The organism is Chelatococcus sp. YT9 (assembly GCF_018398315.1).
GTDB lineage: Bacteria > Pseudomonadota > Alphaproteobacteria > Rhizobiales > Beijerinckiaceae > Chelatococcus.
Genome location: NZ_JAHBRW010000001.1, coordinates 2,714,352 through 2,735,441, shown reverse-complemented (window position 1 = coordinate 2,735,441; position 21,090 = coordinate 2,714,352). Strand labels below are relative to the sequence as shown.

The window sequence follows — 21,090 nt, the reverse complement described above, 5'->3', positions numbered from 1 at the left end:
GGGGCTCCTGTCTCCTCGATAAGAAGATCAATGAGCAGATTGCGAAGGTGGAAAACGCCGGTTACTGAATTGATATACTCCTGCCGTCTATGGCGAGAGGCAGCAATCCAAGGATTCGGATGAATTCTTCAAACTGCCATTTCAAGCGTCGCTGGTTCGGCGCACTCACGTCGGGCACTCGAGCCAAAGCGTCATAGATGCGGTCGTGATCGAAAAGCACCTTGATGCTGCCCTGCGAGAACTGCTGCATCTGCTCGGGCACCACAATCTGCACGTCGACGCGCAGCCATTCAGCCGTGATGGCGTTGATAAGCATCGGCTTGACCTGCCGATCCCACCAAAGAACAATCTCCCCCGTCTGGCCGACGGCGTCGCGCCAGAGGCTGGCGAATGCATCCGTCGGGCCGGCGGCGGTCACGGAGATGAAGTCGAGATCGCTGTAGGCATCCTCGAGGCCTACGCCGTAGCTCCCTCCTAGAAACAGCGCCCGAATGTCCGGCTTGTTCTCTAGAGCACGTGCTATCGTGGTGATCGCCGCCGCATTATTCATCGCCCCGCTCCATCTTCCGCGCCGTAGGCCCTTTCGACCACCGCGGGCTCTCCCACGGGGCAAAGCTCAAACGTGGCGCGGAGCCATTGTTACAGGGTATCGAAAGAGGGGTACATCTCCGGCAACATTAGCATGGCCAGCGGCGGCCATTCGCTCGCAGTAACGCGGATCCCGCTTGAGCGGCTGCTCAGCCGAGCTGCCCGAGCGCTGGAAAGGTCTCCAACAGCCAGAAGGACATGTTGGTGATGCTGCCGGTGAGAAAAGCGATGCCAGTGAGGATGAGGAGCGCCCCCATCGCCTTTTCGACGAGCTGGAGCCGTGTGCGCATGCGCTTCAGGAAGGCGATGAACGGCGGCATGGCGAAGGCTGCGATGAGAAAGGGAATGCCGAGACCAGCGGAATAGATCGCGAGGAGAAGCGCGCCCTGCCCCGCGGAGTCCTCGGAACCCGCAACCGCCAGGATTGCCGCGAGGATCGGCCCGATACAGGGCGTCCAGCCCAGCGCGAAAGCGAGGCCCATGACATAGGCGCCACCAAGGCCTGCCGGCTTGCGCACGCTGACCCGCGCCTCGCGATAGAGAAAAGCCAGGCGGAACACGCCAAGGAAGTGCAGGCCCATGATGATGATCGCGACGCCAGCGAGCGTGCCGAGGATATGCACGTATTGGCGAAAGATCTGTCCTAGCGCCGAGGCGGTGGCACCCAGCAGCACGAAGACGGTGGAAAAGCCAAGCACGAACAGGAGTGCCGTCGCGATCACGCGCCGGTTGACCTTTGGCGCTGCCCGCGTCCCGAGCTCGTCAATCGTCGTGCCTGCCAGATAGGTGAGATACGGCGGAACGAGCGGCAACACGCAGGGGCTGAGGAAGCTCAGCAGTCCGGCCAGCGCTGCGGCGGAAAAGGACACGTGCGTCATGCCGGCTGTTCTAGCGGTCGCCCTCTGGCGGAGGAAGAGCACATAGCGCCACATTGCGCGAATGTGAGCGACGGCACGGGATGCGGCCCGCTATTGAAATGACCGCCGCATATCAGGCAGTGTGGCCATCAGGTCCGCTTTGTACCGGGGGAAAAAGCATGGGCGCAGGTCGCAACCTCATCACCGATGTCGCGGGCATCCGAGTCGGCAATTCCCATGATGAAAAGCTCGCTTCAGGTGTAACCGTCGCGCTTTTCGATGAGGCGACCACAGCCTCCTGGATTGCGGTTGGCGGCGGTCCTGCAAGCCGCGACACCGGTTGCCTCGAACCGGACACCGTCGCCGAAGGGGTCGATGCCATTGTCTTGTCTGGCGGATCCGGCTTCGGTCTCGATGCGGCCGGCGGCGTTCAGGCTTGGCTGCGCGAGCACGAGCGCGGCTTTCTCGTCGGCTCGGTACGCGTGCCGCTCGTCCCGCAGGCCATCTGTTTCGACCTGCTCAACGGCGGCGACAAGGACTGGGGCCGCTATCCGCCCTATCGCGAGCTGGGCTACGCTGCCTGCGAGGCAGCCACCGAAGACTTCGCGTTGGGAACGGCGGGCGGCGGCTATGGCGCCACGACGGTTAATCTCAAGGGCGGTCTCGGCTCGGCCAGCGCCGTGACGAACAATGGCTTCACCGTCGGCGCGATGGTCGTCGTCAATGCCATTGGATCTGCGGTCATCGACGGCGGCCCGCATTTCTGGGCCGGCGCCTATGAAGTGGACGCGGAGTTCGGCGGTCTCGGCCTGCCCGCCCATGTCCGCCCGGAGATGCGGCCCATGCACTGGAAGGGCGGCCCACAGCCCGCGACCACCATCGCCATGGTGGCGACCGACGCCGTGCTCGACAAGGCGATGGCCAAGCGCCTCGCCATGGTGGCCCAGACCGGCCTCGCCAAGGGGCTGCGGCTGTCGCACGCGCTTTTCGACGGCGACACGGTCTTCGCCGCGGCCACCGGTCGCAAGCCTTTGATCGACCGTTACAACGACATCATCGAAATCGGTGCGACGGCCGCCGATTGCCTGGCGCGCGCCATCGCACGCGGCGTCTATGAGGCAACCGCCCTGCCGTTTCCGGAATCACCGCCGGCTTGGCGCGACAAGTTCGGGCGGAGCGGCTGAGCCTGCGCTCACCTGCCGGCGCGCGATGCACCCTGACCCGGCACATGGCAACACGGCTGTTGCCGTGCTGACCATCGGGAAAGCGCCAAGCCGGCAATACCCCGACTTGGCGTGCCCGCCTCTTCCCGCCGGGGAGAGGTGTGAGCCAGCCATTACCGTCACACAACGGCCGATCACTAGCGTCCCCTCTCCCGAGTGGGAGAGGGACAGGGTGAGGGAAGAACGTCTCGGCAAGAGAAGGTCTTTCCCGCCCTCTCAGAACCGATCAACCCGGAAGGGTGTCGGATCGACGAAGGGCGTCTCTCCGGTGACCATTTCGGCGATCAACCGTCCCGTAACCGGACCAAGCGTGAGGCCATGGTGGGCATGGCCGAAGGAGAACCAGAGATTGGGATGGCGGGGCGCCTTGCCGATGATGGGCATCATATCGGGCGTGCAGGGCCGCGCGCCCATCCAGGGCTCGTTGTCCAGCCGTTCAGCGAGCGGGAAGAACTCCCGCGCGATGGGCTCGGCGCGTGCCAACTGCACCGGCGTTTTCATACCGTCGCGACGGGCGAATTCCGCGCCCGTGGTCAGGCGGACACCGCGTGCCATCGGCACCAGGAAATAACCACGCTCGGTGTCGAGCACCGGGTGGTTCAGCTTCGCGTCGCCCGCGGGCCGGTAATGCATGTGATATCCGCGCTTCACGGCGAGCGGTAGGCGGTAGCCGAGCGGCTTCGTCACCATGTCCGCCCACGGTCCCAGCGCCACGACGGCCGTTCCTGCCGTGAGCGGCCCGTGTGGCGTGACGAGGCGCCAACCCTGGCCGACGTTCTCGAGGGTGGCGGCATTGCCTTGCACATAGCGGCCGCCGAGCGCCTCGAAATGCTTGAAATAGGCAACCGCCAGCCCGTGCGGGTCATTGATCGTGGTTGGCTCGGTCCAGTGCAGCCCACCGATGAGGACGGGCGCCAGATGCGGCTCCTCAGCCTCAAGCGTCGGCAAGTCGAGCGCCCGATAGCCAAGCCCGAATTCGCGATGCCAGCGCTCCGCCTCTGCGAGGCGAATGTCGCGCTGCTGAGGTGTACGAAACACCTTGAACCAGCCGTCTCGCTTGAAGAACTGGGTGGCGTCCGCCTCGCGCGCCAACGCGTCGTGCTCGGACACGCAGTGGGCGATCAGGGTGGCGTATTTCCTGGCGATCTCCGCATGGCGCGCCGGACGGGAATGGTGCCAGTATTTCCACAGGAATGGCGCAAGATCGAGCAGCGCGGAAGGATGGTAATGTGCGTCGATGGTGCGGTTGAGGCCGTAGCGAAGCAACGCGCCGAAATCATGCGGGAAGCCATAGGGGTAAACGCCCTCGCTCTGCACCAGCCCGGCATTGCCATAGGACGTTTCCTGCGCCGGACCGCGACGATCGAGGAGAACAACGGAGCGCCCACGCTTCTGAAGATGAAGAGCAACGGAAATACCAACGATGCCCGCGCCGAGCACCACGACGTCAGATTGCATGGAATCCCTCGATCACCGCGCTGTGAAACGACGAGCTTGCATAGCTTTTCTGCCGGTGCAACACCATCTTCATAAGGCTTTATCGTCGCCTGTGATTTGCCGCACCGCGGCGGGCGTGCTACCTGCCGGTCTCGCACATCCTGACCGGTCATCTTGGCAGCAATGGCAACCACACCCATGAGTAGCCCCATCATCATCGCCCCCTCGATTCTCGCCGCCGACTTCGCCCGCTTCGGCGAGGAGGTCCGTGCCATCGACGGGGCGGGCGCGGACTGGATCCATGTGGATGTGATGGATGGTCATTTCGTGCCGAATATCAGCTTCGGGCCTGAAGTCGTGCGGGCCATCCGCCCCGTGACACCGAAGACGCTCGATGTGCATCTGATGATCGCCCCGGTCGATCCCTATCTCGAGGCCTTCGCCCAGGCCGGCGCCGATCTCATCACGGTCCATGCCGAAGCCGGGCCGCATTTGCATCGCTCGCTGCAAACGATCCGGGCCCTCGGCAAGAAGGCGGGCGTCGCGCTCAATCCGGCCACACCGGCATCCGCCGTCGCCCATGTGCTCGATCTCGTCGATCTCGTGCTGGTGATGAGCGTCAATCCAGGGTTCGGCGGGCAGAGCTTCATTCCGTCGGCCGTGGAAAAGGTTGCCGCGATCCGCGACATGGTCGCCGGACGGGCTATTCACATCGAGGTCGACGGCGGTATCACGGCCGCGACGGCGCCGCTTGTCACCGCGGCCGGCGCCGACGTGCTGGTCGCCGGCTCGGCGGTGTTCAAGGACGGCGCGGCGCATTATTCCGGCCATATCGATGCCATTCGCAAAGCGGCTGAGACGGCTCGCGGCGAATGGGCGTAAGGCCCGGAGACTTTACTGGCCCCCGACTTTAGTCAGCCAGCACGTTATGAGGCCAGGACGTATGAGGCCAAGTCCCTGGGAGGTGACGAGGCCCGACGAGTATTATAGGTGAGGCGGCCACGGATAAGACAAGGCAGCCCCCGTTCAACGAGGAATAGGTGATGATCCCCCGCTACTCTCGCCCCGAGATGGTTGCCATCTGGTCGCCCGAAACGAAGTTTCGCATCTGGTTCGAGATCGAGGCTCATGCCACGACGGCGCTGGCCGAGCTCGGGGTGGTGCCGAAAGAGGCCGCCGAAAAGGTCTGGGAGAAGGGCTCCGCCGCCACGTTCGACGTCGAGCGCATCGATGCCATCGAGCGCGAGGTGAAGCACGACGTCATCGCCTTCCTGACCCATCTCGCCGAGATCGTCGGGCCTGAAGCCCGCTTCGTGCACCAGGGCATGACGTCGTCGGACGTGCTCGACACCTGCTTCAACGTGCAGCTCGTCAAGGCCAGCGACATCCTCCTCAAGGATATCGACACCCTGCTCGCCGCGCTGGAGCGGCGCGCCTTCGAATACAAGATGACGCCGACCATCGGCCGCTCGCACGGCATCCACGCCGAGCCCGTTACCTTCGGCCTCAAGCTCGCGCAGGCCTATGCCGAGTTCAAGCGTAACCGCGACCGCCTCGTGGCCGCGCGGGAGGAGGTCGCGACCTGCGCCATCTCCGGCGCCGTCGGCACCTTCGCCAACATCGATCCGCGCATCGAGGCCTATGTGGCCGACAAGATGGGGCTCGCCGTCGAGCCGGTCTCCACGCAGGTCATCCCGCGGGATCGGCACGCGATGTTCTTCGCGACGCTCGGGGTGATCGCCTCGTCGATCGAGCGGCTCGCGACGGAGATCCGCCATCTCCAGCGCTCGGAAGTCTATGAGGCTGAGGAGTTTTTCTCGGAAGGCCAGAAGGGCTCGTCCGCGATGCCGCACAAGCGCAACCCGGTGCTGACGGAAAACCTCACCGGCCTCGCGCGCATGGTGCGCAGCTATGCGCTGCCGGCGATGGAAAACGTGGCCCTCTGGCACGAACGCGACATATCGCATTCCTCCGTCGAGCGCATGATCGGGCCAGACGCCACCGTCACGCTCGACTTCGCCCTCGGGCGCCTTGCCGGCGTCGTCGACAAGCTCGTCGTCTATCCCGAGAACATGCAGAAGAACCTCGACCGGCTCGGCGGCCTCGTGCATTCTCAGCGCGTGATGCTGGCGCTGACCCAGAAGGGCGTGAGCCGCGAGGACGCCTATCGGCTCGTGCAGCGGAACGCCATGCCCGTGTGGCGCGGCGAAGGCGATTTCCTGACCTTATTGAAGAACGACCCGGAAGTGATTCAGCGGATTCCAGAATCCGAGCTCGAAGCCTGCTTCGACCTCACCTATCACTTGAAGCACGTGGACACGATCTTCAACCGCGTCTTCGGCCGAAGCTGAGGGACCCATGCGCGCCGCCGATCTCGATATCCTGTTCGTGCCGGGCCTCGGTGGTTCCGGGCCCGATCACTGGCAGAGCCGATGGGAGGAGAAGCTCTCAACGGCCAAGCGGGTGGAGCAGGACGACTGGTCGCGGCTCGCCGTCGAGCCGTGGCGGCAGCGGCTCGTGCAGCGCGTGGCCAAAGCCCGGCGGCCTGTGGTCCTCGTCGCTCATAGCGCCGGCGTCGCCGCAGTCGCCCATGCCGCCGCCCACTTTCCTCCCGGTGTGGTCAGGGGCGCTTTCCTCGTCGCGCCGCCAAGCCGCCGCGCCATGCAGGAGCTCGCGGCCTGCGAGGCGGATTTCGCCGATGTGCCCGACGCGCCCCTGCCCTTCCCGGCACTCCTCGTGGCGAGCCAGACGGACCCCTATAGCAGCTTCACGGAGGCCGAAGCTTTTGCGGCCGCCTGGGGCGCCGAACTCGCCGATGCCGGCGATAGCGGCCATATCAATGCGGATTCCGGGCACGGCCCCTGGCCCGAGGGCTTGATGCGTTTTGCCGGCTTCCTAAAGCAACTCGGCTGAGGCTGACGCACGTATCTGCTTGCCTCTGGAGTGGCTCGCCGGCCCCTCCCTGCCGGGACGACCCGGCAGGCTACCTTCGAAGCGGTGGGGACGACCCTGCCTTTGACGGAGTTTCCTGCCGTGGCGTGGGTTTATCTGTTTATCGCCGGCCTCTTTGAGGTCGGCTGGGCGATCGGTCTGAAATATGCGGATGGTTTCAGCCGGCTGTGGCCGACGGTCTTCACCGCCGCGTCCATGGTCATCAGCGTCGTGTTGCTGGGGCTCGCCCTCAAATCGTTGCCCGTCGGCACAGGCTATGCCGTCTGGACAGGCATCGGCACGGTCGGAACGGCTATCCTCGGCATCGTCCTGTTCGGCGATCCTGCGACCGCGGCGCGCCTGGGCGCCATCGCGATGATCGTTGCCGGAATCATCGGGCTCAAGATTCTCTGAACGTCGCCTGATACCAGCCGGCCAGAGATCACATCCGAGGGAATCCGCCCGCAAAAAAGCCCGCGTCGGAGGGACACGGGCTTGTGGGTGAAGCGGTTTGACGTGAGAGGTTCGTGCGGAGCGCCTGCCCCTCACCTGTTATCCGCGGAGAGCAGGCTACCCTCCTTGAAGAGCACGCCTGCGATCGCCGCGCCGATCAGCGGGGCCACGATGAAGAGCCAGACTTGCCCCAGCGCAGCCGCGTCGGTCCCCGCGCCCACGATCGCCGGACCGAGCGAACGGGCCGGGTTGACCGACGTGCCCGTAATGTTGATGCCGACGAGATGCACCGCGACCAACGTGAAGCCGATGGCAAGGCCCGCGAATTGCGAGGGTGCGCCGGACTGCGTCACACCGAGGATGCAGACGAGGAACAGAAAGGTCGCGACGACTTCGAAAATGAAGGCTGAAGCGAGGTTATATTCGCCGAAATGGCCCGCGCCCCAGCCGTTCTGGCCAAGTCCGCCGTTCCAGCCGGACGCCTTGCCGGACAGGATGAGATAGAGCACGACGGCGCCGGCTAGCGCCCCAAGCACCTGCGCGATCCAGTAGGTGATCAGATCGCCCGCCGACATGCGACCCGCGACGAAGACGCCGAGGCTAACCGCCGGATTGACGTGACAGCCCGACACCGGGCCGATGCCATAGGCCATGGCAACGATGGCGAGCCCGAACGCGGTCGCGATGCCTAAGACGTCGATCGCGGTCGGTCCAGTGCCCATCCCCGCGACGACGGCCGCACCGCAGCCAAAAAAAACAAGAGCGAATGTTCCAACGAACTCAGCTGCTGCTTTCTTCATAAGACGTTCCTCACAACCTGCCGGACCAGCCCCGGCAAGCAGAAGCTAAGCGATGGCCGCGACATTCTGTCCATCTTCGGATGGAAATGGACGCGTAAAAGTTGTGCAGCGAATCATAAAGGTCACGATTTCCACATGCATTAAGTGCAGGATTGGAGATATACCCTCATAAGCTGCATGATGATCAACTGCCTTGTGCGATTTATGAGTCGCGCGAACGAATCGCATGGATTCCGGGGTACGATGGCACCGAGATGCTATGCTGGCGCGGGAGAATGAAAGGATGGGGGATGCCGAACGCCCCACTTGTTGGCGCGATGGCTCTCGTCATTCGCAATCAACACATTCTCATGATTCGTCGGCTGAAGACACCTGACGCGGGGCTATGGAGTTTTCCTGCTGGAAAGGTCGAGCTCGGCGAGACAATTGAAGCCGCCGCGATTCGGGAACTCTTTGAGGAAACTGGTGTTCGAGCCGCTGTCCAAGGGATCAATATCGTGACCGACGCAATTACGCACAGCGATAGTGGCATGGTACAAGGCCATTTCGCCATCTTCGGCGCTGTTTGCCGATGGACTAGCGGAGAACCGAGATGCGGCGATGACGCGGCGGAGGCGCGCTGGGTCTCCTCTGCCGAGGTGGGCGGCCTCCACTTGGCGCGCGCATTTGACGTCGCCGACATTGCACGGAAGGCGTTCGCGAGGTCGCAATGCGATTAAACCGACAGCCGAGCTACAGGCTAAGTCGCGCTGCTTTGGTGGCCATGCTCGCATGGGTCATCCCCTTTGCGATAAGCGTGCTTCCTGCCCAGAGCGAAGTCCGCTTTGGAAAGAACGTGCGCATCGGCGGCCACGATTTCTCCAATCAGACCTATAACAGCAAGCGCCGGGGCGTCATTCATCTCTATGAAAGCAAGCCGCGTAATCCGGGCTGCGTCTGGAGGGCAGACAGCCGCGGCGGCAAGGTTAGGGTGTGCCATCTGCAACGGGCGCGATGAGGCAGACATATGTGGAAGACGCCGTTGGTTAACTTCTCTTAAGCGAGTTTAGGGGGCGCCCCGCTGATCGCGGCATATGGCGCATGGGCGCGCCAGCTCCGCGCAGAATTATCTACGATCCCATTGGTTTCAAACATCTTCCGATCTCCACCCTGTCAATCCCGCATCACCTCGCTGGGGACAAGTCTATTTGATCTGTGCCGAGCTCAGAGTTCGAGTTATCTTACAATTAACTGAGAAATGCGTTGGGGGGGCCAATGCCGGCGGTATCAGCTGTGGAGTGGGATATCATCGAGGCTCGGGTTCGAGCAACGGCCGACCGATACAACCTAAAATCTCCGTCATTGGCGTTTCTATTCCTAGTTCTCGATCAGTTCTTTCCGAATCGATCTTCCGAATTCCCTGAAATGGCAGTGGATGGCGGAAATGACTTGGGTATCGATGCGATAGAAATAATTGATAGAGAGGAACATGCAGAAATATTCATCTTCCAGTCGAAGCACAGAACCTCCATTAAATCGACAGATAGAACTATAAATGATTCGGAAGTGCTTAAAGTGGGATCATTCTTAAATTCACTTTTTGAAAAGAACGCTCGTCTACTGAAGACGGGAAATTTGCAAATGACCGAAGCGGTTCAACGAATTTGGGACCTCCATGAGCGAGGTATAATTTGTCAATATCGGCTGATTTTCTGCACGAATGGCCAAGGCCTATCCCGCTCATCACATAGCATTGTCGAGAGCACTGTGGCCAATCTCCATAATGTTTATTATGAAGTCTACAGCGCCGCCGAATTGATGAGGGATATTAGCGCCTCTAGCCGCACTACCGAATCCGGATTTCTTCAGGTTGTTGGCAAAGAAGCTTTCGAACGAACCGATGGCGACATAAGAGGAGTCATTGCATCGATCGACGCTCGCTCGTTCGTCGAATTAATTCAGACACCAGACGGAAAATCCGTCAGACGCCATCTGTTTGATGAGAATCTACGTATTTTTCTCGGGGCGAACGGAGGATACAACAGCAACATTATCCAGACGGCCGCATCCGGAGATAGCCACATATTCTGGTACTTGAATAACGGAATTACGATAACATGCCGCGACTATAATTACAACAAAGGACATTCCAATCCGAAGATAAAACTTGATGATTTCCAGATCGTAAACGGCGCTCAAACGTCGCATTCCTTATTGGAGGCATTTCGACAAGCGCCAGAGACATTCTTGAACGTTGTGTTGCTGGTTCGAATATATGCGACAAGCAGAAGCGACATTGCTGAGCGCGTTGCAGTCGCCACTAATAGCCAAGCACGCATCCAATCTCGAGACCTAAGAGCCAACCACCCAGCGCTTAAAAAGTTAGAAATCAGCCTTCAGGACAGAGGATATTATTTCGAACGAAAAAGAAACATGCATGCCGGAAAAGATCAAAGAAAGCGGATCGATGCACTTAAGTTGGGACAAATTCTGATTTCATATCAATTGGGCGAGCCTGACCGAGCAAAGGCTGAGTCCGATTCCATTTTTGGAGAACGTTTTGCATCAATATTCCATGAGCACCTCAACACTGAGGATCTTTGCCGCCTAGTCGAATTGTATAGTATCGTAGAAAATCTTCGCGATTCCTATATGTCACAGCAACGAATATCTATTAAGCAAGAAGGGGAACATCGCTACCTTGTCTACGGACACTGGTTCGTCTTATATGCGGCAAGGCTAATCATAACTCAATCGGGGCGGCCAATACCTGTCGGCCAAGAGGCAGAAAACCTCATACTCGACTCAATTGCGCTAGTGGCTCGGGCCTGTAGTCATGTAAAGAGTGCCGCTCATTACCAATTGTTCCGTAGCGCGAAGACTAAAGATAGAATCGTAGCCGAGTTGGAAGGGCGCCAAATGAGCCTGTTCGACCTTTAGATTAATTTCAGGATGAGCAAATCTGAACAAAAAAGCCGCCCGAGGGCGGCTTTTTCCAAACGAGTGGACCGTGATCAGCGCGAATAGAACTCGATGATCAGGTTCGGTTCCATCTGCACCGGGTACGGCACGTCGGCGAGCGTCGGCACGCGCACGAACTTCGCGACCATCTTGGAGTGATCAGCCTCGACATAGTCCGGCACATCGCGCTCGCCGAGAGCCACGCTCTCCAGAACGATGACGAGCTGCTTGGAGGCTTCCTTGACCTCGACCACATCGCCGGCCTTCACGAGGTAGCTCGGGATGTTGACGCGGCGGCCGTTGACCTTGACGTGACCGTGGTTGACGAACTGGCGGGCGGCGAACACCGTCGGCACGAACTTGGCGCGATAGACGACGGCGTCGAGACGACGCTCGAGCAAACCGACGAGGTTCTCGCCGGAGTCACCCTTGAGGCGGATCGCCTCCTGGTAGTAGCGGCGGAACTGCTTCTCGGAGATCGAGCCGTAGTAGCCCTTCAGCTTCTGCTTAGCGCGGAGCTGCGTGCCGTAGTCCGACAGCTTGCCCTTGCGGCGCTGGCCGTGCTGGCCGGGGCCATATTCGCGGCGGTTGACCGGGCTCTTCGGGCGACCCCAGATATTCTGACCCAGACGGCGATCAATCTTGTGCTTCGCCGCAATTCTCTTCGACATCGCGTGTCCTCTCGACAACGAGCTGGTTGAGGAACGCGCCCTCCTCTTTGTCCTTCCAACCGGGATGAACAACGACAGATCCAGCAAGCCGGATCACGGGTGCGCAAAAAGCAACACGCGGGCTGGGTAGCCCGCGCGAGCTCAGGTTCTCTATGTCGCCGTGACGGCGAAGTCAAGCGCGCGGATGTCAGGCTTATGACGCAGCCAGGGCGTGCTCACCCTCGGCCATCGGCATGGCATCGACAATGATATCGCGCAGTCCCCTGGCGGACAGCGCGGCCCCGAGTTTATCCGTGAGCGAGGCGCCGCCGGTGAACACGGCCTTGGCGGACGGAGTGGCTCCCGTCTCGCCGAGATGGGGTGGGAAGCCCTGTTCCCCGATGAGGTGGACCGCGCGGCGGGCGATTGCCGGCGCTGAATCGATCCAGGTGACGGGCCAAGGCGCCAGTTGCTCGAGCTCGGCCCGCAGCAGGGGATAATGCGTGCAGGCGAGGACGACCACGTCCGTGCGGCGCCCTTCCGCCTCCACGAAGGCCGGCGCGATTTCCGCCGCGATGTCGGAATCGCTCACACTTTTCCCGGACAGGGCATCTTCAGCGAGCCCTGCGAGACGGGGGGCGCCGACAAGCGCGACGGTGCAGTCTGCCGCGAAGCTTGCGATCAGTCCCTGTGTATAGTCGCGCTTCACGGTGCCAGCCGTGGCGAGAACGCTGATCAGCTTGCTTTGGCTCGCCGCCGCCGCCGGCTTGATCGCCGGCACCGTGCCAACGAAAGGCAGGCTATAGCGTGCCCGCAGGCCAGGCAGCACCAGCGTCGAGGCCGTATTGCAGGCGATGACGACGATGTCGGGCTGGTGCTGCGTGATCAGTCGGTCCAGCACCCGGTCGACCCGGGCGACGAGGTTGCATTCACTCAGACGCCCGTAGGGAAAGCCGGCGTCATCGGCCGCATAGACGAAATGCGCGTCCGGTCTCGCCTTCCGCAATTCGGCAAGAACCGTAAGCCCGCCAAGGCCGGAATCGAAAACCAGCACCCTTGGCGGACGAACCAGGGTTTCCGCGGCCCTATACGTCGCGTCCGCGGGAAGATCGATACGCATCAGGGCCTATCCTCGATCACACCCATAGATCACCAGCTTCAGCATAGCGCCCGAGATCGTTACCGAAGCCTTCAAATTGCGTCAGAATTCCGCACGGGCGCTTGCGGACTACGAATTGTTGTCCTCATCCACGCTGGAATCGCCATGAGCCGGTGCCTTCGCACGACCGGGACGTGGATCATTGACGCCGCCCCGCCGGCCCTTGACCAGCGACACCACGGCCCCCCGAAGGGTGCGCAGGTCCTGCTCCGTCATGCCCATGCGGTGAAAGATGTTTCGCATATTGCGGATCATCACGGGCTTCTTGTCGGCGGGAACGAAGAAACCGCAGCGATCGAGCTCGCCCTCGAAATAGTTGAAGAATGACAGGACTCCCTCGCGGGTCGGAGGCGGCGAACGCTCGGGCGTCGAGAAAAGCAGAGACGCGCCGTTCACCTTCATCCATTCATAGCCGATCAGCAGGACCGCTTGGGCGAGATTAAGCGACGCGAAGGCCGGATTGACGGGAAACGTGACAACCGCGTCGGCGAGCGCAATGGCATCGTTGTCGAGGCCGGAGCGCTCACGGCCGAAGAGGATGCCGGTGCCTTCGCCGTTTGCGCCCCGCTGGGCGACGTCGGCCATGGCTTCGTCCGCCCCAAGAATACGCTTCATCTGGCCGCGCTCACGCGCCGTCGTCGCCAGAACATAATGAAGGTCGGCGATGGCCGCCTCAACGTCGGGATAAACCCGGGCGGAATTGATGACGTGGATCGCACCGGCTGCTGCCGCCTCCGCCTGCGCATTGGGAAATGCATCACGTGGTGCGACCAGGCGGAGGTCCGAAAGGCCGAAATTCGCCATCGCGCGGGCCGCCATGCCGATGTTCTCGCCGAGCTGTGGAGCAACGAGAATGATCGCCGGCCCCCCGTTGATCATTGCCTTCGAGCGATCGGTGCCTGCCATTCTCTCTCCGACGTGCCAATCCGTAACCAGGAATAAAGGCCCAACGCGCCCTGCCCAACATGCCAAGCCCAGTGCGCTGAGCCTTGAGCCGCATCACCGGGCTACATATGCGTGGCGCCCATCCACGGACGCATATAGAGCAAGTTGGCATTTCTAGAAACCGATAGAGGTCGCCTGATGAGGCTGCGGCGGCGTCACGTGGGGTTTGGCGCACTTGATCCATTTCGGGACCTTGCCTCGCCAAGGCTCTTCATCAAACCGAAAAGAACGGAATGCATCCTCCGAGAGCATATCTACGATTATGCAATCCGGGAGAGCATATTCCATGACGCCGCGGGGTTGTTACGATGGGACCGGCCGACACCCCACGCTGCATGATCTGTCCCGTGCGCTCGCGTGGAACCGCGCGGGGAATGTCGCGGTGCTCTTCGCTCTGCTCAGCATACCCATGCTCGGCGCCATCGGGGTCGCGATCGACTATGCCAAGGCACAATCCATGCAGACTCGTCTGCAGACCGCCCTGGACGCAGCCGTGCTCGCCGGGGTCAACCAGGAGAGCGGCCAGCAGATCACGCGGGCGCAGGCGGTGTTCGGGCTCAACTTTGTGGAGCCGTCGCTCGCCCTCAACCTGGATTTTCGCGAGAATGCGGATGGAAGCCTGACCGGCCAGGTCTCCACCGACGTCGCCACAACGGTGTCCTCCCTCATCGGCGTTGACAGCCTGCATGTCAGGACACTTGCGACCGCCTCCCTGCGGCGTATCCAGAACCGGGTCTGTATCCTGACGCTGGATCCTGGCGCGGCTCCGGCGCTGCTCGTCAGCAGCGGCGCTGAAGTGATCGCGAACGACTGCGAAATCCACGTGAGCGCGACCAGTTTCCCCGCCGTTACCATCAATGCGCTCACGAGGCTCGACGTTCAGCGCATCTGCGTCCGCGGCAGCAACGTGCTGGTCAATGGCAGCGCGAGACAACCCGAGACAAATTGCGAAGCGATCGACGATCCGTTCCGCAATACGCTGCCGACCCCGCCGCTGGGATGTACGGTCTCCAATCCGCCACCCTACACGGCGGCATCCGTCACGCTCAGCCCCGGCACCTACTGCGGCGATCTCACCTTCCAGGGCAGCCCCGTGATTACCCTGCTCCCGGGCATCTATGTCATCCGCGGTCAAATGGCATTGAATGCCGGAACGAGCCTACGCGGCGAGGAGGTCTCTCTCTACTTCCCCGATGGCGTCTCAGCGCTGCAAGCACCCAATCCCGTGAGGCTCGAACTGACAGCTCCAACGTCCGGAGCTTTCGCGGATATCCTCATGTCCGAGCCCGCTGGTCTGCCGCGATCGAACATGGTCCTGAATATGGGACAGGGACAAGCGCTGCACGGCCTCGTTTATCTGCCGAGCCGGGACCTCACGGTGCATGCCATGACGAGTACAACCGACAAGGCTTCGCTCGTGGTGAACACGCTCACCATGAACGAGGGCATCTGGCGACTTGAGACCGGGAAGAAGGCGATGATGACGAGTCCCGGCCAGCAGAGCGCCTACTTGGTCGACTGATCGGTCGGGCCCACGCGCAAGGCCTAAACGAGCCGCCACCGACGATTGCCGGCGGCTTCCCGAGTAAGGGCCATGAGCTCGGCGGAATCGCCGGCGTTGGATGTGGCTATGCGAGCGCGGCGCTCTGCCGGATGACCTCGCGCCTTGACGAACTCATAGCTTTCCGGTTATACGTCATTCATATCCATCGGGTTATGGATTGTAGATGACAGATGCACGCGACTTGCTCTTCCGCTCCCTCGCCGATCCCACACGCCGGGCAATTTTCGAGCAGCTATGCCGCGAGGGAGAGAAGACGGTCGGTGCGCTCACCGCCCGGGCCAATGTCTCGCAACCAGCCGTTTCAAAGCATCTGGCCGTGCTTAAACAGGCAGGGCTTGTGCACGATCGCCCCGAAGGACGCCAGATTCATTACAGCGCGAGCCCCAAGGCCCTTGCGCCGCTGATCGATTGGGCGAGTGAGATGACGGGCTTCTGGGAAGGAAGGTTCGACGATCTCGAAGATCTGTTGAAAAGGATGGACCAATGAACTTCTGGATACGCCAGACACATCGCTGGCTGTCGATCATCTTCACGCTCACCGTCGTCGCCAATTTCGTGGTCATGGGCATGGGACATCAGCCGCCGCCCTGGATCGTCTATGCGCCTCTGCCACCGCTTTTCCTGATGCTTCTCACGGGCTTGTACATGTTCGTGCAGCCCTACACCGCGAGGCGCGCATGACTGATGCAAAAGCCACCCGCCAGAATGCCGGAGACATCTCCGGCGCAGATGAGCTGTCCGGCACCGAGCTCGTCGACGAGGCCATCAAGCGGCATGTCGATTGGCGCGGCGTGACGCTGGCCAGAATCCGCGCGCTCATCAAGGAAGCCGATCCCGATGTGGTCGAGGGTGTAAAGTGGCGCAAGCCGTCGAACAACATGCGGGGCGTTCCGGTATGGGAGCATGACGGCCTGATCTGCACCGGCGAGACTTACAAGACGGCGGTGAAGATGACCTTTCTCAACGGCGCGGCACTCAACGACCCCTCTCGTCTGTTCAACGCCAGCCTCGAAGGCGGCACTCGCCGCGCGATCGATATTCATGAGGGCGAGACCATCAACGAGGACGCATTCAAGGAGCTGTTCCGCACCGCCGTGGCAGCGAACCGGCCGGACAGCTCCCACAAGAAAGCGAAGCGATGACCTCCCCCCAAATCCGTTCCGTCGTCGTCGAGCGCGAGTTCCCTTATCCCCCCGAGAAAATCTGGCGGGCTCTCACTCAGCCGCAGCTGATCGCGGAATGGCTCATGCAGAACGACTTCGCGCCCGCAGTAGGGCACCGCTTCAACCTGCGAGGCGAATGGGGCGGCGTGCTGGACTGTGAGGTCCTCGCGCTCGAGCCGCATCGAATGCTGTCCTACAGCTGGAACCATGCGCATCGCGATCCCGCATTCAACCTGAACAGCGTGGTGACGTTCACGCTTACCCCGTCGAGCACCGGCACCCGTCTTCGCATGGAGCAGGAAGGTTTTCGTCCCCACCAGCGCCAGGCTTTTGGTGGCGCCATGCAGGGCTGGAGGACGTTTCTCGAAAAGCTCGGAGAGACCGCCTCGCGGCTGGATTAGGTCAATTGAAGAACCACTGGTGCCGTCTTCCGTGTTTCTTCAACAGAACTCCGGGTACTCAGGCTCACGCCTTCATCTGGCTGAAGGGCTTCACTCGCGGCGCACGACGATGACGACCTCACAATGCGGCAAGCGGCCCATCACTGCTTCCCTCATGGCAAATCGCGCTGTAGAAGCAGCGGGACATCGGCGCACGCACGCGTGCACCGACACCCACTTTCCTTTTCCCAGCGTGCAGGGGACAATCAATGGCTAAGATCAAGGTGGCGAACCCGGTCGTCGAGCTCGACGGCGACGAGATGACCAGGATCATCTGGCAGCTTATCAAGGACAAGCTGATCCACCCCTATCTCGACATTGATCTGAAATACTACGACCTCGGGGTCGAGCATCGCGACGCCACCAACGACCAGGTCACGGTGGATGCGGCCGAGGCCATCAAGCGCTACGGCGTCGGCGTGAAATGCGCCACCATCACGCCGGACGAAGCCCGCGTGAAGGAATTCAACCTCAAGGAGATGTGGAAGTCGCCGAACGGCACTATCCGCAACATCCTCGGCGGCGTCATCTTCCGCGAGCCCATCATCTGCAAGAACGTGCCGCGCCTGGTGCCGGGTTGGACCCAGCCCTTCGTCATCGGCCGCCACGCCTATGGCGACCAGTATCGCGCCACGGACTTCAAGGTGCCCGGCAAAGGCCGCCTGACCATCAAGTTCGAGGGCGAGGACGGCACGGTTATCGAGAAGGAAGTCTTCAAGTTCCCTGGCGCCGGCGTCGCCATGTCGATGTACAACCTCGACGAGTCGATCCGCGATTTCGCCCGCGCGTCCTTCAACTACGGTCTGGCCCGCAAGTACCCGGTGTATCTCTCCACCAAGAACACCATCCTCAAGGCCTATGACGGGCGCTTCAAGGACATCTTCCAGGAGGTGTTCGACGCCGAGTTCAAGGCACAGTTCGACACGCTCGGCCTCACTTACGAGCACCGCCTCATCGACGACATGGTGGCGTCCTGCCTGAAGTGGTCCGGCGGCTATGTCTGGGCGTGCAAGAACTACGACGGCGACGTGCAGTCCGACACCGCCGCCCAGGGCTTCGGCTCGCTCGGCCTGATGACCTCGGTGCTGATGACGCCGGATGGCCAGACGGTGGAGGCGGAAGCCGCCCACGGCACCGTGACCCGCCACTACCGCGAACACCAGAAGGGTAAGGAGACCTCCACCAACTCCATGGCCTCGATCTTCGCCTGGACCCGCGGCCTCATGCACCGTGCCAAGCTCGACGACAACGCCGATCTCAAGCGCTTCGCCGAGACGCTGGAAAAGGTCTGCGTCGACACGGTCGAGGCGGGCTTCATGACCAAGGACCTCGCCCTCCTTGTCGGCGCCGACCAGAAGTGGCTCTCCACCACCGGCTTCCTCGACAAGATCGACGAGAACTTGCAGAAGGCCATGGCGGCCTGAACCGAACTCCGATCGCGACAATCGGACGAATGACAGGAGCCGCCGGGTCACGCCCGGCGGCTTTTCTGTCGAACGGCGCCAGAGGGCCTGAAAGCCCACATCAGCTGCCCCCGTCGCGCCACGCGAAACATAGGCGTAGCCGTAATATGGCTGTATAGTATCGCCTGGGTGGAAGTTGGTCCGCACGTCCGTGGAGCGGCCGGATCGCGATGCCATGACGCCAGTGCCACCAGAGCTTGGCAAATCGGCAATCCGCGCTGGCACCCGCGGCATTTCGCTCGCCGGCGGTGAGCAGAGCATCGGCGCGGACGATCACACAGCCTGCGTGGCGGGACATGGTTCCGTTGGTCGGGGTGGACAGACCGCCAGAGGCGGCTAATTCCATCCGCGCTCCGGCGGGCGGAAATGCTCGAGGGAGGATGAGCTATGCCTCAGATGGGCGACGACACCCCGCAGCACGACGCGGAAGCTCTCCGCATTCTCCTTGTCGAGGATCAGCCCGTGGTCCGCCTCACGACAAGTGACATGCTCAGTGACCTCGGCCATATCGTCGAAGAGGCCGCCGATGCGCAATCGGCAATTGCCATCGTGGAGACCGGCGCGCCGATCGATGTGCTGATCACCGACATCGGCCTGCCTGATATCAGCGGCACGACACTCGCTGAGGAGTGCCGACGTCACCTGCCGGCTCTGCGGGTGATTTTCGTGAGCGGCGATGACACGCAGCTCATCAGCGATCTTGAAGAGGATCCCCGGCGCCGCTTTCTCGGCAAGCCATTCCTCGGCGAGGAACTTCAGAGATTGCTCACGGAGTTGGCCGGACGGCGACCACAATAATACAGCGTCGCTCCTGTGGCGTGCCTGCTGGAACGCCACGTCTTTAGCTTGCTCATCTCTTGCTCCCCACACATCGCTAGGAGCACCCTTGGGAAAGCGACCGGTTGCGGCCGCGGAGCCACCACCGCCGCCGACGCATATCTGCACGACATGCCACCAGCCGCGCAGAAATCGAGAGATCTGAATAAGCAAATCGCAAATATATGTACCTTACAAAGGGCTTAATGCTTGATTGTTAAATGAACGCATAATAAATTTTATAGATGATTAGCCGCTCCCCGCGGATTGTAGATGATATTATTCAAGTCTATTCATATTCGTAGGATTTACGAAATGTCAGTTTCAGATAACTGCGCAGTTCGATATCAACTTGCCGGCACTGCCGATCAGGTCGCGACATGCACCATCTCGTCCAAAGGAGGACAGGAAACGAGCACGAGCGCGCCCCTGCCGCGGCACGCGTTGATCGGCTTGGCCCTGCCTATTGTAGTCTTGGGCGGCATTGCTACAGCAACGCGGGCGGCAGCGCAGGAGATGCACTATTACAGCGTAGGTCCCCACTCGATAGGTCAGCCCAACAACTTTGACAACGACGGTGCGACCGGCGCCGCTTCAATCGCGGCGGGCGTAGGAACTACAGCAGCCGGTGACGCGTCAGTGGCTATGGGGTTTTCTGCGGACGCGAACGGCGGTGCATCTGTCGCTGTGGGAAACAACGCACAATCAAATGGCGGCGCCTCAACCGCCGTGGGGGCGCTCTCAAAGGCTCTCGGTCTGCGGTCGACCTCCTTCGGCGCGCAAAGCGAGGCCTCAGGCACAGACTCGACCGCCATCGGCGCAGGGGCGAATGCAAGCGTCGATAACTCCGCCGCGCTGGGCGCAGAATCAACCACGACCGCGGCGGCCACGACGACCACCGCCGGCACCACGAGCTATTCGTCCGCCGACATAGGCGGTCAGACCTACAGCTATGCCGCTGGGACTGCGGTTGGTGTCGTCAGTGTCGGCAGCGCCGGCGCCGAGCGGCGCATTCAGAATGTGGCAGCGGGTCTGGTGACCGCGACCTCAACCGATGCCGTCAACGGCTCGCAACTTTACGCCGGCATCAATAACCTGCAGGTGCAGATCAACAATTTGACAGGTGGAGGCGGGAATGGCGGCATTGACCCTGGCCTGAAACAGCAAGTCAATCAGAACACCGCCGAGATCGCTGGCCTTCAGAACCGCATAGACCGGCTAAATTCCGACATGAATTGGGGGCTGGCAACATTGCGGAGCCAAATGACGCGAAACGAAAAGCTCGCCAATGCCGGCATCGCTTCCGCGGCCGCCATTGGCATGATTCGCTACGACGACAGGCCGGGCAAGTTCTCGACAGGCACCGCCATCACGACCCATCGCCGCCAGGCTGCGATCTCCATCGGCGCCGGCTACACATCCAAAAACGGCAACTGGCGCTTTTCGGCAGCAGGGGCATTCTCCCCCACCAACTGGAAAGCCGAGGCGACGGTCGGCGCAAGCGCCACCTACACCTGGAACTGATCGACGATGCGCGGCCTTACAAGGATGCAGGAAGCGGAAGACCACCGATCACGGTGCGGCCGCGCGACATAAACTCGGCCGCGACAGGCAGTACGAGAGCGGTAACTCTGACTCATACCACCCCCGATTATCAGTAG

The 21,090-nt window shown here is 61.5% G+C and carries 23 protein-coding genes; 16 read left to right on the top strand and 7 right to left on the bottom strand.

What is annotated here, in order from left to right:
• Positions 1-61 precede the first annotated feature (61 nt).
• Together KIO76_RS12440 and KIO76_RS12435 are read right to left on the bottom strand one after the other, a co-directional pair.
• Positions 62-550, bottom strand: coding sequence for a hypothetical protein (locus KIO76_RS12440; RefSeq protein WP_213323573.1), 489 nt, complete (start codon positions 548-550; stop codon positions 62-64).
• 187 nt (positions 551-737) lie between these two features.
• Positions 738-1,466 (bottom strand): cytochrome c biogenesis CcdA family protein, encoded by a 729-nt coding sequence (locus tag KIO76_RS12435; RefSeq protein ID WP_213323572.1) that lies wholly within the window; start codon positions 1,464-1,466, stop codon positions 738-740.
• A gap of 158 nt (positions 1,467-1,624) precedes the next feature.
• Here KIO76_RS12435 and KIO76_RS12430 point away from each other — a divergent pair, with 158 nt between their 5' ends.
• Positions 1,625-2,629, top strand: a complete 1,005-nt coding sequence (locus KIO76_RS12430) for a P1 family peptidase (RefSeq protein WP_213323571.1) — start codon at positions 1,625-1,627, stop codon at positions 2,627-2,629.
• Positions 2,630-2,884: 255 nt separating this feature from the next.
• Here the strand turns inward: KIO76_RS12430 and KIO76_RS12425 are convergent, their stop codons facing one another.
• Positions 2,885-4,126: an NAD(P)/FAD-dependent oxidoreductase gene (locus KIO76_RS12425; RefSeq protein WP_213323570.1), complete on the bottom strand. Its 1,242-nt coding sequence runs from the start codon at positions 4,124-4,126 to the stop codon at positions 2,885-2,887.
• A gap of 177 nt (positions 4,127-4,303) precedes the next feature.
• On the opposite strand from KIO76_RS12425, the gene rpe reads away from it, so the two are divergent.
• The 4 genes from rpe (at position 4,304) to sugE (ending at position 7,450) form a co-directional block, all read left to right on the top strand.
• The gene (rpe, locus tag KIO76_RS12420) at positions 4,304-4,987 is read left to right on the top strand and encodes a ribulose-phosphate 3-epimerase (protein ID WP_213323569.1); all 684 of its coding nucleotides are present in this window, start codon (positions 4,304-4,306) and stop codon (positions 4,985-4,987) included.
• 161 nt (positions 4,988-5,148) lie between these two features.
• Positions 5,149-6,456, top strand: coding sequence for an adenylosuccinate lyase (gene purB / locus KIO76_RS12415; protein ID WP_213323568.1), 1,308 nt, complete (start codon positions 5,149-5,151; stop codon positions 6,454-6,456).
• A 7-nt stretch (positions 6,457-6,463) separates the two neighbouring features.
• Entirely contained in the window at positions 6,464-7,018 is a 555-nt protein-coding gene (locus KIO76_RS12410; protein WP_213323567.1) for an RBBP9/YdeN family alpha/beta hydrolase, read from the top strand.
• Between the two features lie 120 nt (positions 7,019-7,138).
• A complete protein-coding gene (gene sugE, locus KIO76_RS12405; RefSeq protein WP_213323566.1) occupies positions 7,139-7,450 on the top strand; it encodes a quaternary ammonium compound efflux SMR transporter SugE in 312 nt (103 codons plus the stop codon).
• Positions 7,451-7,581: 131 nt separating this feature from the next.
• Here the strand turns inward: sugE and KIO76_RS12400 are convergent, their stop codons facing one another.
• A complete protein-coding gene (locus KIO76_RS12400; RefSeq protein WP_213323565.1) occupies positions 7,582-8,289 on the bottom strand; it encodes an MIP family channel protein in 708 nt (235 codons plus the stop codon).
• A gap of 317 nt (positions 8,290-8,606) precedes the next feature.
• Here KIO76_RS12400 and KIO76_RS12395 point away from each other — a divergent pair, with 317 nt between their 5' ends.
• From KIO76_RS12395 to KIO76_RS12390, 3 genes are all read left to right on the top strand, one after another.
• Complete coding sequence (locus KIO76_RS12395; RefSeq protein ID WP_283771435.1) at positions 8,607-9,008, top strand: NUDIX hydrolase; 402 nt, start codon at positions 8,607-8,609, stop codon at positions 9,006-9,008.
• Positions 9,009-9,052: 44 nt separating this feature from the next.
• Positions 9,053-9,286, top strand: a complete 234-nt coding sequence (locus KIO76_RS30960) for a hypothetical protein (RefSeq protein ID WP_249729867.1) — start codon at positions 9,053-9,055, stop codon at positions 9,284-9,286.
• 257 nt (positions 9,287-9,543) lie between these two features.
• Complete coding sequence (locus KIO76_RS12390) at positions 9,544-11,208, top strand: AIPR family protein (protein ID WP_213323564.1); 1,665 nt, start codon at positions 9,544-9,546, stop codon at positions 11,206-11,208.
• 74 nt (positions 11,209-11,282) lie between these two features.
• Here the strand turns inward: KIO76_RS12390 and rpsD are convergent, their stop codons facing one another.
• From rpsD to KIO76_RS12375, 3 genes are all read right to left on the bottom strand, one after another.
• Positions 11,283-11,900, bottom strand: coding sequence for a 30S ribosomal protein S4 (gene rpsD, locus KIO76_RS12385; RefSeq protein ID WP_213323563.1), 618 nt, complete (start codon positions 11,898-11,900; stop codon positions 11,283-11,285).
• A gap of 193 nt (positions 11,901-12,093) precedes the next feature.
• Entirely contained in the window at positions 12,094-12,999 is a 906-nt protein-coding gene (gene murI, locus KIO76_RS12380; protein WP_213323562.1) for a glutamate racemase, read from the bottom strand.
• Positions 13,000-13,107: 108 nt separating this feature from the next.
• Positions 13,108-13,944, bottom strand: coding sequence for an RNA methyltransferase (locus KIO76_RS12375; RefSeq protein WP_213323561.1), 837 nt, complete (start codon positions 13,942-13,944; stop codon positions 13,108-13,110).
• Between the two features lie 325 nt (positions 13,945-14,269).
• Here KIO76_RS12375 and KIO76_RS12370 point away from each other — a divergent pair, with 325 nt between their 5' ends.
• From KIO76_RS12370 to KIO76_RS12335, 8 genes are all read left to right on the top strand, one after another.
• Entirely contained in the window at positions 14,270-15,505 is a 1,236-nt protein-coding gene (locus KIO76_RS12370; RefSeq protein WP_213323560.1) for a TadE/TadG family type IV pilus assembly protein, read from the top strand.
• Positions 15,506-15,710: 205 nt separating this feature from the next.
• On the top strand, positions 15,711-16,034 hold the full coding sequence (locus KIO76_RS12365; protein ID WP_213323559.1) for an ArsR/SmtB family transcription factor: 324 nt from the start codon (positions 15,711-15,713) through the stop codon (positions 16,032-16,034).
• A complete protein-coding gene (locus tag KIO76_RS12360; RefSeq protein WP_213323558.1) occupies positions 16,031-16,228 on the top strand; it encodes a hypothetical protein in 198 nt (65 codons plus the stop codon). Before KIO76_RS12365 ends, KIO76_RS12360 begins: the two co-directional genes overlap by 4 nt.
• A complete protein-coding gene (locus tag KIO76_RS12355; protein WP_213323557.1) occupies positions 16,225-16,689 on the top strand; it encodes a DUF1801 domain-containing protein in 465 nt (154 codons plus the stop codon). The genes KIO76_RS12360 and KIO76_RS12355 overlap by 4 nt, the downstream gene beginning before the upstream one ends.
• Complete coding sequence (locus KIO76_RS12350; RefSeq protein WP_213323556.1) at positions 16,686-17,111, top strand: SRPBCC family protein; 426 nt, start codon at positions 16,686-16,688, stop codon at positions 17,109-17,111. The genes KIO76_RS12355 and KIO76_RS12350 overlap by 4 nt, the downstream gene beginning before the upstream one ends.
• Positions 17,112-17,359: 248 nt before the next feature.
• Positions 17,360-18,574: an NADP-dependent isocitrate dehydrogenase gene (locus KIO76_RS12345; RefSeq protein WP_213323555.1), complete on the top strand. Its 1,215-nt coding sequence runs from the start codon at positions 17,360-17,362 to the stop codon at positions 18,572-18,574.
• Between the two features lie 435 nt (positions 18,575-19,009).
• Positions 19,010-19,411, top strand: coding sequence for a response regulator (locus KIO76_RS12340; RefSeq protein ID WP_213323554.1), 402 nt, complete (start codon positions 19,010-19,012; stop codon positions 19,409-19,411).
• A 333-nt stretch (positions 19,412-19,744) separates the two neighbouring features.
• Complete coding sequence (locus KIO76_RS12335; RefSeq protein WP_213323553.1) at positions 19,745-20,953, top strand: YadA-like family protein; 1,209 nt, start codon at positions 19,745-19,747, stop codon at positions 20,951-20,953.
• The last annotated feature ends 137 nt before the right edge of the window (positions 20,954-21,090 follow it).